We start from the raw sequence: 13,815 nt of genomic DNA on the forward strand, positions 1-13,815 counted from the left end.
ATTATTTTCTATTTTCCGGTTCACTGGGCAATCGACTCCAGTACGGGATTCCCTACATGAATGACTATAATCAGCGATCGCTCTGAATTAGCCCTGATAAACTGATTAAAATTAGCTAAGAAACGCGATGTGCGACTTATTCTTAAAACCCCTCTCCGAAACGGAGAGAGGCTTTGATTCTTGCTCCCCAACGCTAGTAGGGAAGGGGTTGGGGGTTAGGTCTGAAAGAAAGTCGCACACGGCGTTAAGAAACAACAAATTATTTTTCAGCCGAATACTAGGTGGGAATCCGATCTATTTCACCTGATTTTTGGACAATAGCAAGTATAGTTTTCAAGTGGAGCATAAACTACGGTCAATCATCATCTTCATCAGAAGTGGTGAAATGCTTAGTAGTCCCGTGTTTACCATGACTCGTCATAAATACAAATGCGCGATTGAGCCGCTTTACCCCACTGAGGGTAATCAGAGTCAGTAAGCCTCCCAATAATCCCATTTGCCACAAACCACAACCAATTGCAGCCCCCAATCCGGCAGCAGTCCAGACTACAGGCGGCTGTAGTTAAACCCTTTACTTTTGGCGTTGCAGATTTTCTCGGAGACTCTTGTAAAATCAATCCAGCTCCGAGAAATCCAACCCCGGTGGCTACACCTTGAATTGTGCGACTCAGTGCATTGGTAGCAGCATAGGGACTCTCGCCCTCAGCCTGCAAAGGAATCATTACAAATAATGCTGCTCCCATACTCACAAGCATGAATGTTCTCATCCCTGCTGGCCTTCCTCCTTGCTGACGGTTAAATCCAATCAAGCAACCAACCAGGAGCGCCAAAGATAATCTAAACGCTATATGTGGCCAATCGTTGGCAGCAATAAACATCGGCCCCATTGCCTTATTTCTCCTAGAGATAGAACACAATTTTGCACCTATTGGCAGTGAGATGGATGGCTACCCACTTTTGTCGCTGAAAACTTAAGCACAGCAAATCAATAGGTTTTTAGTACATTAAGGTTAATTTAACAAAAGGTTATGAACAAGTAAATAAGTATACACAAAGCCACCATTGCTGGATTCTTCCTAGAGACAGAAAGGGGGTAGGGGGAGAATAACTATACTAATGCCCAATCCCCAACTGATTGACACCGCTTAATATACATTGGTTTGATAGAGATACCGGAGTTGTTTGGAAAACCTCTTGCTCGGTTCAGTAGAATATGTGATACTCTAAAAACTACGAATAAAGCACGGTATTTCTATCGAATTGCCGTAGTTTAAAAGGACAGGATTCATGCAGCTACTATGGTTCATCCCAACTCATGGCGACGGACGTTACCTTGCAACTGCTACAGGTGGACGGGCAGTAAGCTTTCCTTATCTGCGGCAGATTGCCCAAGCGGTGGATGACCTTGGTTATACAGGGGCATTGCTGCCTACAGGCCGCTCTTGCGAAGATGCTTGGATTGTAGCGTCAACGTTGGTATCACTGACACGACAGATGCGTTTTTTGGTGGCGATTCGTCCCGGCTTGGTATCACCTGGGGTAGCAGCGCGGATGGCAGCGACTTTTGATCGCCTCTCTGGAGGACGCTTGCTGATTAATGTCGTGACTGGTGGCGATCCCGTAGAGTTAGCGGGAGATGGCTTGCATTTGGATCACGATCAGCGCTATGAATTAACAGATGAATTTTTGACAGTATGGCGAGCGATCGCTAGTGGTGAACAAGCCAATCTCCAGGGGGACTATCTTAATATCCAAGATGGGAAATTGCTGTTTCCACCTGTTCAAAAGCCATATCCGCCCTTGTGGTTTGGCGGTTCCTCTCCTGTTGCTCAAAAAATTGCTGCCAAGCACGTAGATGTCTATCTAACTTGGGGCGAACCACCGGCGCAAGTAGCCGAGAAGATTGCATCAGTTCGGAGACTTGCTTTATCAGAAGGCCGAACTTTGCGGTTTGGGATTCGCTTACATGTGATTGTGCGCGAAACCGAGAGTGAAGCTTGGGATGCGGCGAATCAATTGATTAAGTATGTCGATGACGAAGCGATCGCTAAAGCCCAAAAAGCTTACGCCCGAATGGATTCAGTTGGACAACAGCGAATGACTCAGTTACACCACGGTAATCGTGAGGCATTAGAGATTAGCCCGAACCTGTGGGCAGGAGTCGGTTTGGTGCGGGGTGGTGCGGGAACAGCCTTAGTCGGCGATCCCCAAACCGTAGCTGCCAGGATATTAGAATATGCAGATTTAGGTATTGAGTCCTTTATCCTCTCTGGCTATCCCCACCTAGAGGAAGCTTATCGAGTTGCAGAACTTCTATTTCCCCATCTGCCATTAGATAATTTACCCGCAGTGGAGAAACAACACGTCTTAAGCCCATTTGGCGAGATTGTGGCAAATGAAGATTTCCCTAAGCAAAAGCCTCAAGAAAGAGCAACGTCCATATCCTAGTAATTAAGAACTAGGAGATTAACAGCTATGCTGCACCAACAAATCGACCAAAAAATCTCAGAAAAAGAAGCGTGGGTATTGCGTCGTCAGTTGGGAATACCTAACAATAAACGCTTGTGGGTGCTAGCTTGCATGGATGAGCGATTACCAGTGGAGAAAGCATTAGGAATTGGTGAAGGAGATGCTCATATTTTCCGTAATGCTGGGGGGTTAGTTACAGATGATGCAATTCGGTCAGCGATGTTAACTACACAGTTTTTTGGCACCAAAGAAATCATCGTTATTAATCATACCGAATGTGGCATGATGACAGCATCAGGAGATTTTCTCACTGAGATATTGCATAACCAAGGTATTGATGTGGATCAAGTTAGTGTCGATCCAGCTTTGCCAGAGTTAAAGCTACCAAAAGGCGTTTTTTCCAAATGGATCAAAACGTTTATCGATGTAGATGAAATCTGCACAGAGCAGGTGGAATTACTGCGTAATTCTCCTTTAATTCCCCAAGATGTAGTTATTCATGGCTACATCTGGGAAGTAGAGAGTATGAGTTTGCGCCATCCTTACAAACGTCTGAGTGAGAAAGTCAACACAGCATCAGCTATGAAGACCAAAACCACAAAACATACTGAACCCGTTTTAGAAATTGGGAGTTTAATTGAATGACAAATATTGTAGCGATCGCAGGTAGTCCAACCCATCCATCTAGAACCTATGGTTTTGTCGAATACACAGCCAAGCTTTTACAACAAGAAGGCTTGCATGTAGACATTATTTCAGTTCGGGATTTGCCTGCCGAAGATTTAGTTTTTGGACGTTACGATAGCCCTGCTTTAGAACAGCCAAAAGCTTTATTAGCAAAGGCAGATGGTGTGATTATCGCCACCCCAATCTACAAAGCTGCTTATACAGGAGTGCTAAAAACATTTCTAGATTTGCTACCACAAAAATCATTAACAGGTAAACCCGTTTTACCAATTGCTTTGGGTGGAACGATCGCTCATTTATTGGCAATTGAATATGCTCTAAAACCTGTCTTATCTGAATTAGGAGCGCGGCACATCCTAGCTACTGTTTATGCGGTAGACAAACAAGTTCAACGACAAGCTGATAACAGCGTTCTGTTAGATGAGGAAATTGAGCAAAGGCTCAAAGATGTTCTCAAGGAATTTGTTAAAGCTGTAGAATATGATGCCGCAGCGCCTCAAGAATTGGTTCATGCCAATTAAATAATCAAGTTTATACCTCCGTTTGTTCGTAGCAGAGGGGTAATTTCTACTCATCTGCTACCTTTCTCTAAAAGTTAATCAGAATCATATAAATTTATTCTCAGAAATTCTATTTTTATAGCAATGTTCAAATTAATAGACTACGCCCAAACTTCTCTGCATTGATGTAGTCTATTTAATTAACACCACTGTAATTTATGATTGTTCCCAGAGAAGATTTTATTATATATAATAAATATGCAATTTTTCTCCTAACTCTACCTATAGTAGATGAGTATATTTAACTCATCTACTACTTTCTTGGAAAGGGTAATTACTTCTTGAACAACATCAACCCACCGCGTCATTCGTGGTTGTAAAGTTTCTCAAAATTATAGGTTGGATAAGGCTAATACCTTACCCAACAAAAGCGCGATCGCTTTTAATACAAGAGCATCATAACTTTATTCAACCTGAGTTCGATAAACCTCTCCCTGCCTTGAACTAAAGTTTAAGCCTATCCCTCTCCGACTCGGAGAGGGACGGTTTTGCGTAGTAAAACCAGGGAGAGGTCTTTTTTTACAGCTAATTAAATGGACAGTATATGACTCATCGAACTCACGTTATTCAGCTTTAACAAAGCTCAATTTTCTACCCGAATAGTCGCTAATTGTTAGCTTTTGATTGCTTAGATCATAAGACTTTGCTGAATCTAGTGTAGAAAAATATTCTTCCCCCTCTGTACCAAAATATACACGTGGTCTTGCTACACCATTTGGAAGTTCGATTTTATTCTCTGTCGATTTGTAAGAACCAAAGTATGAGACGGGACTACCACCAAAGTTTACACCGCCTGTGATTCTACTTTCAGCAGGATCAAATGTGGCTGTAATTTTAACCTGTTCAGGAACAGGAGAATTGTTTAAGGAGGTAAGTTTCCACTTTCCTTCTAAAACTGCTGCGTAACTAGGGCTTTGAAACGCCCAACTCAAACTAAATACGACCAGGGCAAAAACGATCGCCTTTTTGATGTACTTAAATATGTTCATGGTTTAATTTCCCCTGAAATTATAGTTTTAGAGTCAATTGCCTAACCTTTCGGTTCAGCTTTGTTGCATCAATGATAAAAAAGCAAACTTGCCTCTTCAATACACTTTGAAGAAATATGTATTTATCCAAACAAAAGTTTCAGCAAGATTATTTGAAACTCACATGAATATACTCTTAGTTTTTAAATGGAAATGCAAGGACATTTAAGACAGTTAAGAAAGTTAAGTAAACATTTAATAAAATTTTAATAATAGATTAGATTATTAATATCGGTAGCTCATTAGTTAAAAACGTTAGAATTACAAACTACCGCAAGAATTTTATTGTAAAAGAGTAGCGATCGCTTGAAAAACAAACTTTCTTTTATTTGGCGCTAATTACAATCTGGGGTTGGCGCAACCAGTTGTCGGCATCGCTTTTCATATTAAAGCCACCTTATATTAATGGCAATGCGCTTTTTTGGTCAGGTTAGCCAGTAAATTAGAAGTAGGGCGTAAAAAAATAAACTCAATGAAAGCGATGTCTAACGACAGGCCGCAAGGCGTCTGCGCTTCTGAACTTGCATCTATCGTCGGTGAAGAAAATGCTATTTGCCTTTGGGAAAATATCGAACTCAGTCAGCAAAAACGTATCCAACAGGCTATAGCTTCTGGAAATTCACCCAGTTGTATTGTCTATCCCCGCAGCCAAGAACAGCTAGCCGCAGTCATTACCAAGGCTCACGCAAATAACTGGCGCGTCCTTCCCTGTGGTAGTGGCAGTAAACTTAGTTGGGGTGGTTTAGCAAAAAGCATTGATGTTGTAGTTAGTACAGAACGCATCAACCAACTGATTGAACACGCCATTGGCGATTTGACTGTCACCGTAGAAGCTGGGATGAAGTTCTCTGATTTGCAAGCACTTTTGGCAAAATCGCGGCAATTTCTTGCTCTAGACCCCACGGCACCAGAGTCAGCCACCATTGGCGGTATTGTTGCCACAGGTGATACAGGTTCTCTGCGGCAACGTTATGGTAGTGTGCGCGACCAGTTACTAGGTATTACCTTTGTGCGTGCTGATGGACAAATTGCCAAAGCTGGAGGAAGAGTAGTTAAAAATGTCGCCGGATATGACTTGATGAAGTTGCTTACGGGGTCTTATGGCACATTAGGCTTTATTAGTCAACTAACTTTTCGGTTGTATCCGCTAGCCGAGGCATCTGGGACGGTGGTACTAACTGGGAAAGCTGAGGCTGTATCTCAAGCGGCTAATATCCTTCGAGGTTCGGCGTTAACACCAGTTCAGGCTGATTTGCTATCAGCTAAATTGGTGTCTAGTTTAGGATTGGGTGAAGGGCTGGGATTAATTGCTCGCTTTCAAAGTATTAGTGAGAGTGTTAAGGAACAGTCAAACCGAGTTTTGGAAGTTGGACAAAAGTTAGGGTTAGATGGGGCAATTTTTGCCGATGGTGATGAAGCTAATCTATGGCAGAGATTGCAAGAACGAATACATAGTACTGCTACAGAATCGGTAATTACCTGCAAAATAGGAGTGTTACCTACTGCTGCTGTGGAGATTTTGACTCAGGTGGGGTTGGGTTTAATTTATATTAGTAGTGGTTTAGGTTTGTTACAATTAGAGAGTAAAAATCAAGTTTTGAAAATCCGCGATGAGCTAGGCTTTGCTGGAAGCGATTGCACTCAAGCGAGTAGAGGTTTTTTAACAATTCTGTCAGCACCAGTTGGGGTTAAAGAACAAATAGATGTTTGGGGTTATACGGGGAATGCTTTGCCGTTGATGTGCCGTATTAAGGAACAGTTTGATAGTAAAAATATTTTAAGTCCTGGTCGGTTTGTGGGTGGAATTTAGGTTTAAGAAAACGTAGACTCGCCAGAGGCTTGCCGCAGGCTACCGCCAAGGACGCCTTCGCGCAGCGTCTCGAAGAGAAGGACGCAAAGGAAGAGGGGAAAAGAATTAATTATGCAAGTTTCTGAAAATTCTGTTAATAATACGGCTAGTTTAAAGAATTTAAAGGGGTTTGATGAGAGTCATCCGCCTGACCCGAAGTTAATTGATAGTTGTGTCCATTGCGGATTTTGTCTCTCGACTTGTCCGAGTTATCGGGTGCTGGGTAAGGAGATGGATTCTCCTAGAGGACGTATCTATTTAATGGATGCAATTAATGAGGGTGAGATTGCTCTCAATACGGCAACTGTAGAACATTTTGATTCTTGTTTAGGGTGTCTTGCTTGTGTGAGTACTTGTCCTTCTGGTGTGCAGTATGACAAGTTAATTTCTGCAACTCGTCACCAAGTTGAACGAAATTATCCCCGCAGTTTACCAGATCGATTTTTTCGTCAACTGATATTTTCTCTTTTTCCTTATCCCAATCTTTTACGCGTTTTATTAGTTCCGTTATTGGTTTATCAAAAGTTGGGTTTTGCTAAGTTCTTTCGGGCTACAGGTTTACTAAATAAAATATCGCCCCGTTTGGCAGCAATGGAATCAATTCTGCCAGAAATTACTCTCAAATCTTTTCAAGATAATTTGCCTAGTGTGATTCCCGCTAAAGGTGAGAAGCGGTATCGTGTTGGGGTAATTTTGGGTTGCGTGCAACGGCTGTTTTTCTCACCCGTGAATGAAGCGACAGTGCGCGTTTTAACGGCAAATGGTTGTGAAGTTGTGATTCCCAAATCTCAAGGTTGTTGTGCGGCGCTTCCCGAACACCAAGGACAAACAGAACAAGCGAAAGCTTCAGCAAGGCAGATGATTGATAGTTTTGCCAAGACGGATGTCGATTTTGTAATTATCAATGCTGCTGGTTGCGGTCATACTTTGAAAGAATACGGTCACATTTTAGAAGATGACCTAGAATATCGAGAAAAGGCCAAGGATTTTGCAGCTAAGGTAAAAGATGCTCAAGAGTTTTTGGCAACTGTTGGATTAACAGCGAAACTTTCACCACTGACTGATAAACCATTGAATTTAGTTTATCAAGATGCTTGTCATTTATTGCATGGACAAAAGATTAGCGTGCAACCGCGTCAGATATTGCGGCAAATTCCAGGGGTGAAGTTGAGAGAACCAATAGATGCAGCTTTGTGTTGTGGTAGTGCTGGGGTTTATAATATGCTGCAACCAGAAGTTTCTGAAGAATTGGGTCGGCAAAAAGTAGAGAATTTGTTGAATACTGGTGCTGAGTTAATTGCTTCTGCTAATCCTGGGTGTACTTTGCAAATTACTAAGCATTTGCAGTCGCAAGGTAAGAAGATTTCAGTTATTCACCCGATGGAGTTGTTAGATTATTCGATTCGCGGTGAAAAGCTGGAATTGTAGATATTTCTTGTGGGGTGGACATCTTGTCCGCCCTTGGTTGTAGGCGGGTGAGACACCCACCCCACAGGAAAAGTTAGATATTTTAATCAGTCAATCTAAAGAAGCTAGGACCAGCCCTTTCAAGGTGACTCGTAAAATCTCTGTTTTTCTCTCTGCGCTCTCTGTGCCTCTGCGGTTTAAAAGTAATTTATTTAACCACAGAGACGCAGAGAACACAGAGTTAAGAGATTAAAGAGGAATTTTTTGAGCAAAATTTTTACTCACCTTGAAAGGGCTAGTCCTAGATACTTTAAAAATCTGTTTACGGAAATTTCTGAGTTTTTGCAAACGCCGCTAGATATTGGGGTTGAGGCTGAATTATCTGTAGGTATTGCCAAAATTACCGCTAAAACTAATCAATCTGAAAGTAATCATCAGTATAACCCGCAATTATATATATCTATATTAGAAAGGTTAAGCTCACTTTATTTTGAACAAAGTGATTATCTGAAAGCTTTTAATATTAAGCAAGAACAATTGCAAATTGAACAACAGTATGGTTTCCGCGCTTTTGTTGGTGCATCTTATCTAAATCCGCAGCGACAGGCAATTAATTCTGCACAGTTGCAAGCTGAAAATCCTGAAACCATTGCTGAAGAAATTGCTGCTTCTGGTCGGGGACAAGATGTTAAGCGGTTACGAGAAAGAATTGGCGGGACTGAGCATAAATTGACTATAATTCATGGTCAGTCAGGAGTGGGGAAAAGCTCGATTTTGCAGGGTGGATTAATCCCGGCGTTGCAACAGGAAGCAATTGGTGAGCGAGATGCTTTACCTGTTTTGTTGCGAGTTTATACTGATTGGGTGGGGATGTTGGGGCAGAGTTTGGCTCAGGCTTTTGAGGAAGTTAGAGGGAATCAATTATTTGCTAATCTTGATTCTTCAGCAGCTATTTTAGAACAATTACGGAGAAATGCTGACCGGAATTTGTTGACGGTTTTAATATTTGACCAGTTTGAAGAGTTTTTCTTCGTTTATCCAGACCAAGGTCAACGACGAGCATTTTATGAGTTTTTGCGAGTTTGTCTAGATATTCCTTTTGTTAAGGTAATTCTGTCTTTGCGGGAAGATTATTTACATTATTTATTAGAATTAGATCGTCTATTTAATTTGACTGCAATTAATAATAATATTCTCGATAAAAATATTCGCTATCATTTGGGTAATTTTTTGCCAGCCGATGCTATGGCTGTTGTGCAGAGTTTAACAGAACGTTCTCACTTTTATTTAGAGCCTGCACTGATTGATGAATTAGTGCGCGATTTAGCAGGGGAGTTGGGGGAGGTTCGCCCAATTGAGTTACAAATTGTGGGGATGCAACTGCAAACTGAGAAAATTACAACTTTAGATAAGTACCGTCAATTTGGTACAAAAGAAAAACTGGTTGAACGATTTTTAGAAGAAGTCATCCATGATTGTGGCGCGGAGAATGAACAGGTTGCTCGACTGGTTTTATATTTACTCACAGATGAAAATGGGACTCGTCCCCTCAAGACTCGCGCTGAGTTAGCCGCAGATTTAGCAACAGAAGCCGATAAATTAGATTTGGTGTTAGAGATTTTTGTGGCATCAAGGTTAGTATTGCTGTTACCAGAATCTCCGGCTGACCGTTATCAACTGGTGCATGATTACCTTGTGTCGTTCATTCGTCAGCAACAGAGTAATGAAATATTAGCAGAACTCGCTAGAGAGCGAGAACAACGCTTGCAAGCAGAAGAGAAGCTGAAGCTTGAACAAGATGCAAAGCAGATATTAGTTAATGCTCAACAAGAAGCCAAGCGAGAAATTCGCCAAGGGCGGATGCAGTTGAGAGTGAGTTCTGGTTTGGCAGTATGTCTATTATTATTTGCAGGTATATCATCTTTATATGCATTTAATCAAATTCAATTTGCTAAGGAAGCTGATGGTAAAAAGCAAGAGGCAGAAAATAAAGTTACAACGGCTGAAGCTAAATACAAGTTAGTAAATCAAAACTTGGAAGCTACCCAAAAGCAACAGGCAGCAATACAGCAGAAAGCGCAGGAATTAGAAAGTAAAAAGACAGATGCAGAACAAAAGTTTCAAGCAGCGCAGAAGAATCAGCAAGCCGCAGAAAAAGAATCGAAATTAGCAAAGCAGAAAACTCAACAGGCAAACCAAAGCTTACTGGCTGCTAAAGCAGACTTGGAAGAAGTAAACCAGAAAGCCTCAGAATTACAAGAGAAAAATGCCCAAGCCCAGGAAAGCATTAAAACGGCAAGCGAAAAAATAAAAACTGCTGAAGTAAAATTACAACAAGCAGCGACAAAACAACAGCAAGCAGAATCTCAAGCTCAACAAGCCCAAAGCACCGTCAACCAAGCGCAAGCAAAACTTGCACAAGCACAGAAAGCAACAGAAGAAGCAGAAGCAGCACGTGAAGAAGCACAAAAGGGAACGGAATTAGAACGGGCAGGTGTTAATGCCTTAAGACAGTTTGAGTATGCTGGCGAGTTAGAATCGCTGGTGGCAGTAATGCACAGTGGGAAAGAGTTAAAAACTTTGGTAAAGGATGGTCGCCCTTTAGAAAAATATCCAGCTATCAGCCCTATTTTTGCTTTGGATACTATTCTCAATAAAATTAAAGAACGTAACCAGTTTCAAGGGCATCAAGGCGGTGTCTTAAGTGTGAGTTTCAGCCCGGACGGCAAAACCATCGCCACGGCATCATTAGACAAGACAGCGCGGTTGTGGAGGCTCAACGGGCAACTCCTCCAAGAATTCAAAGGGCATCAAGGCATAGTCTTAAGTGTGAGTTTCAGCTCGGACGGCAAAACCATCGCCACGGCATCATTAGACAACACAGCGCGGTTGTGGCCTGTGGAGAATTTAGACCGGTTGTTGGTGCGGGGTTGCAATTGGCTGCATGATTACTTGCAGAATAACCCGAATTTGGGTGAGAGTGACAAGCGTCTGTGTGATGATATCAAGTAATTCGTAATTCGTAATACTTGCCTCCAGCTAGAAGCAAGCTATGCATTAATTAACCCGTAGCAAGCAAGATGCTTTCAATCCCACACCCGTCGCAAATTCAAGACAAAACCCGGCAACACCGCTTCACCCAACAACTCAGCAGGATTCTCCAACACTTCCACATCCTTAGCCAGTCGATAAATTTCCACCCGTCGCTGCTGTGGGTCGATTAACCAACCAAGTTTAGCGCCATTGTCGATATACTCCCTCAATTTATCTTGCAGGGACTTGAGGGTATCTGAACTAGAGCGTAACTCAACCACAAAATCGGGGCAGATATTAGCAAACGTTCCTTTTTGTGACAAAGTAAGCGCCTGCCATCGTTCTCCACTCACCCAAGAAGCATCGGGGGAGCGAGTCGCACCATTGGGTAAAATGAAGCCTGTAGAAGAGTCAAAGGCTTGACCAGGTTCGCCCGCATTACGCCACCACAAATACAATTCTCCCGAAATACTCCAATTACGTCTCCCAGTTTCCCAGCCTGTTGGTGGGTTCACTATTAATTCTCCTTGTGCGGTTCTTTCCAGTCTCAAGTCTCGGTTGGCTGCGGCTAAAGCAGCAAACTGTTCTTGGGTAACATACAACCCAATGGACTTAGGCAACTCAATCAATAGGGTTTCGGTTTCTGGACTAGCGGGTGTTTGTACCATCTTGATCTCTTACCAATAGGGATTCGGTAAATGATGCTTACCCTATTAACTAACAAATTCTACAAGCTTTCTTAGCGTTCGCCTCTGGCACTGTGCGATCGCCTAAGCGTCTCGAACGCGATCGCAATTGCAGATAATTATAAGCCAATACTCTTGGGTCAAGGCTAAAACTCTTTTTTTAACGAACCGCCAAGAACGCCATCGCGTAGCGTCTCGTTAGAGAAGGACGCAAAGACTAAGAAAGGAAGAAATACTTAAGCCAAGCGTATTGAATTATAAGCGATCGCCATCTCTTCTCTAACCTCCTTCTCTTCTGTTAGGACGATGAAGTAAATTATTTGCCATGTAATCATCAGCTATGAAACAAAACGTCAGCCGAGGTTTTTCATGGCATTAGAAGGAGTGATTTTAGATATTGATGGCACACTGGTTTTAAGTAATGATGTTCATGCAAATACCTGGGTAGAGGCATTTGCAGCTTATGATTTGGAAGTGCCATTTGAAACAGTTAGACCACTTATGGGCATGGGTGGAGATCAACTCATTCCCAAAGTAGTGCCAGAATTAAATGGTGAAGAAGGAACTGGCAAAGCGATCGCTCAACTCCGCAAAAAACTATTATTTGACAAATATATACCACAAATCACTGCTGCCAATGGTAGCAGAAACTTAATATTAAAGATGCAAAAATCGGGATTGCATCTGGTTGTCGCTAGTTCAGCCAGTTCTGAAGAACTCGATACAATGCTCAAAATTGCCCAAGTAGATGATTTGCTAACGGAAGTCACTACATCCGATGATGCTGAAGCATCTAAACCTGCTCCTGACATTGTAGAAGCTGCCTTGAACAAAGGGCAAATGACTCCTGAAAAAGTCGTGATGCTAGGAGATTCGCCCTACGATATTGAGTCTGCTGGCAAAGCAGGGGTAGCTGTGATTGGTTTGCGCTGCGGTGGCTTTAGCGATGAACAACTGTCGGGAGCGATCGCAATTTACAACGATCCAGAAGATTTGCTACAGCACTATGACTCTTCTATTCTGGGCGCAAATGCTTAAATATTAAAAGAAGGAAGAAGGGTATGCGATCGCAATCGATTCATTAACGAAGCTGTGCAATATTATACTAATCAAAAAGCCTTAATCAATCTCAGAGAAGAGTTAAAAGAAGGAGCTATCCAATAGGCGGAACTTGATTTGGAGTTGGTGAAGTTTTGAGGCGATGTCTGGCGACAAGCCGCCTTGCGTCTACGTACTTTCGCCAATTTAATATTTGCCCCGTATGCCAGCCACCGACGCATCGAACGGCGGCATACGTTGATTGTGATTCTTCTCTTCTGGCTCAAGCCTTAGTGTAATTGTTGATTACCTTGGCTAAATCTGGTACTGCTTCTTCTACGTGCTTTTTGGCTGAACCACGAAGTTTTTCATAGGTTCCTCGCACGATTTGGCGGTTTGAGTTCTTGACTCTCGCATCGGTAACACCCAGTAGTGCGTCTGCTGTATTAGAGCGATTCGCACTCAGATATTCAACTGGGTTGCCTTTCTCTACGCCTTGACTCCAGATAGGATCGAGAGCTGTAAAGCATTGCGGCAAAATCTGCTCAACCACATAGGGAATATACCCTGGCTTAACCCCTTTCAGGGCGGCGAATGCAGTTTTCAAAGCGATGCCGCTCATCCCTGACTTGGATGCAAGCTGTCCTTCGATCATATTGCAACAGTCCTCTATGACCATAGCCTTTTTGGTCGGGTTCAAAAGTCCGTCGCTAAGTCCCATTTCACTCTTCCTTATCTAAGTACTTAATTCTATTCGACTAATTTTTTTAGCAAGCAGGAAATTACAGAAAATGGTATCAGAGTTAGAGAATGTTGTGGATAAACTGATACGCTTTTAGGCTGCATAGTTCAAAGGGGACAGGGGGAAAAGACCTCTTATCTGCCAATACGGTTCAGTTAAGGCTAAAACTCTGCTATCCAAGTCAATTTTTTAACGAACCGCCAAGGCGCAGAGGACGCAGAGAGAAGAAAGAGAAGGAAAAAAATTGCTTAACTGAACTGTATTAGACTCATCCTTAATATAAATAACATGGGATAATAAAAAGCTGGAGTAAAAA

The 13,815-nt window shown here is 42.3% G+C and carries 11 protein-coding genes; 7 read left to right on the forward strand and 4 right to left on the reverse strand.

Translation table 11 applies throughout. The annotated features are described in order from the left end of the window. Nucleotides 1–404: 404 nt before the first annotated feature. Entirely contained in the window at nucleotides 405–887 is a 483-nt protein-coding gene (locus HWQ42_RS07445) for an MgtC/SapB family protein (RefSeq protein WP_334812266.1), read from the reverse strand. Between the two features lie 400 nt (nucleotides 888–1,287). Here HWQ42_RS07445 and ssuD point away from each other — a divergent pair, with 400 nt between their 5' ends. Genes ssuD through ssuE form a run of 3 tightly spaced genes read left to right on the forward strand, consistent with a single transcriptional unit; the run spans nucleotide 1,288 to nucleotide 3,677 of the window. Further along, nucleotides 1,288–2,448, forward strand: coding sequence for an FMNH2-dependent alkanesulfonate monooxygenase (gene ssuD / locus HWQ42_RS07450; RefSeq protein ID WP_292810633.1), 1,161 nt, complete (start codon nucleotides 1,288–1,290; stop codon nucleotides 2,446–2,448). Nucleotides 2,449–2,475: 27 nt separating this feature from the next. After that, entirely contained in the window at nucleotides 2,476–3,114 is a 639-nt protein-coding gene (locus tag HWQ42_RS07455; protein ID WP_292737540.1) for a carbonic anhydrase, read from the forward strand. Then, a complete protein-coding gene (gene ssuE, locus HWQ42_RS07460) occupies nucleotides 3,111–3,677 on the forward strand; it encodes an NADPH-dependent FMN reductase (protein ID WP_292737541.1) in 567 nt (188 codons plus the stop codon). Before HWQ42_RS07455 ends, ssuE begins: the two co-directional genes overlap by 4 nt. A 602-nt stretch (nucleotides 3,678–4,279) precedes the next feature. Here the strand turns inward: ssuE and HWQ42_RS07465 are convergent. Next, entirely contained in the window at nucleotides 4,280–4,705 is a 426-nt protein-coding gene (locus tag HWQ42_RS07465) for an META domain-containing protein (RefSeq protein WP_292810635.1), read from the reverse strand. A gap of 511 nt (nucleotides 4,706–5,216) precedes the next feature. Here HWQ42_RS07465 and HWQ42_RS07470 point away from each other — a divergent pair. The 3 genes from HWQ42_RS07470 (at nucleotide 5,217) to HWQ42_RS07480 (ending at nucleotide 11,012) form a co-directional block, all read left to right on the forward strand. Next, nucleotides 5,217–6,554 (forward strand): FAD-binding oxidoreductase, encoded by a 1,338-nt coding sequence (locus HWQ42_RS07470; protein WP_292810637.1) that lies wholly within the window; start codon nucleotides 5,217–5,219, stop codon nucleotides 6,552–6,554. A gap of 111 nt (nucleotides 6,555–6,665) precedes the next feature. Further along, nucleotides 6,666–8,021 carry a (Fe-S)-binding protein gene (locus HWQ42_RS07475; protein WP_292810639.1) on the forward strand — a complete coding sequence of 452 codons (1,356 nt, stop codon included), beginning with the start codon at nucleotides 6,666–6,668 and terminating at the stop codon, nucleotides 8,019–8,021. A gap of 243 nt (nucleotides 8,022–8,264) precedes the next feature. After that, complete coding sequence (locus HWQ42_RS07480; protein ID WP_292810642.1) at nucleotides 8,265–11,012, forward strand: hypothetical protein; 2,748 nt, start codon at nucleotides 8,265–8,267, stop codon at nucleotides 11,010–11,012. Nucleotides 11,013–11,086: 74 nt separating this feature from the next. Here HWQ42_RS07480 and HWQ42_RS07485 read toward each other — a convergent pair whose 3' ends face one another. Further along, a complete protein-coding gene (locus HWQ42_RS07485; RefSeq protein ID WP_292810644.1) occupies nucleotides 11,087–11,701 on the reverse strand; it encodes a Uma2 family endonuclease in 615 nt (204 codons plus the stop codon). A gap of 387 nt (nucleotides 11,702–12,088) precedes the next feature. Here HWQ42_RS07485 and HWQ42_RS07490 point away from each other — a divergent pair, with 387 nt between their 5' ends. Next, a complete protein-coding gene (locus tag HWQ42_RS07490) occupies nucleotides 12,089–12,757 on the forward strand; it encodes an HAD family hydrolase (protein WP_292810646.1) in 669 nt (222 codons plus the stop codon). A gap of 283 nt (nucleotides 12,758–13,040) precedes the next feature. Here HWQ42_RS07490 and HWQ42_RS07495 read toward each other — a convergent pair whose 3' ends face one another. After that, complete coding sequence (locus tag HWQ42_RS07495) at nucleotides 13,041–13,478, reverse strand: hypothetical protein (protein ID WP_292810648.1); 438 nt, start codon at nucleotides 13,476–13,478, stop codon at nucleotides 13,041–13,043. Nucleotides 13,479–13,815 lie beyond the last annotated feature (337 nt).

Source organism: Nostoc sp. JL23 (genome assembly GCF_017115065.1).
Taxonomy (GTDB): domain Bacteria; phylum Cyanobacteriota; class Cyanobacteriia; order Cyanobacteriales; family Nostocaceae; genus Nostoc; species Nostoc punctiforme_A.

Excerpts from the sequence above, each read along its gene's own strand:
- HWQ42_RS07445 (WP_334812266.1), bottom strand. The coding sequence starts at position 887 with ATGGGGCCGATGTTTATTGCTGCCAACGATTGGCCACATATAGCGTTT.
- ssuD (WP_292810633.1), top strand. The coding sequence starts at position 1,288 with ATGCAGCTACTATGGTTCATCCCAACTCATGGCGACGGACGTTACCTT.
- HWQ42_RS07455 (WP_292737540.1), top strand. The coding sequence starts at position 2,476 with ATGCTGCACCAACAAATCGACCAAAAAATCTCAGAAAAAGAAGCGTGG.
- ssuE (WP_292737541.1), top strand. The coding sequence starts at position 3,111 with ATGACAAATATTGTAGCGATCGCAGGTAGTCCAACCCATCCATCTAGA.
- HWQ42_RS07465 (WP_292810635.1), bottom strand. The coding sequence starts at position 4,705 with ATGAACATATTTAAGTACATCAAAAAGGCGATCGTTTTTGCCCTGGTC.
- HWQ42_RS07470 (WP_292810637.1), top strand. The coding sequence starts at position 5,217 with ATGAAAGCGATGTCTAACGACAGGCCGCAAGGCGTCTGCGCTTCTGAA.
- HWQ42_RS07475 (WP_292810639.1), top strand. The coding sequence starts at position 6,666 with ATGCAAGTTTCTGAAAATTCTGTTAATAATACGGCTAGTTTAAAGAAT.
- HWQ42_RS07485 (WP_292810644.1), bottom strand. The coding sequence starts at position 11,701 with ATGGTACAAACACCCGCTAGTCCAGAAACCGAAACCCTATTGATTGAG.
- HWQ42_RS07490 (WP_292810646.1), top strand. The coding sequence starts at position 12,089 with ATGGCATTAGAAGGAGTGATTTTAGATATTGATGGCACACTGGTTTTA.
- HWQ42_RS07495 (WP_292810648.1), bottom strand. The coding sequence starts at position 13,478 with ATGGGACTTAGCGACGGACTTTTGAACCCGACCAAAAAGGCTATGGTC.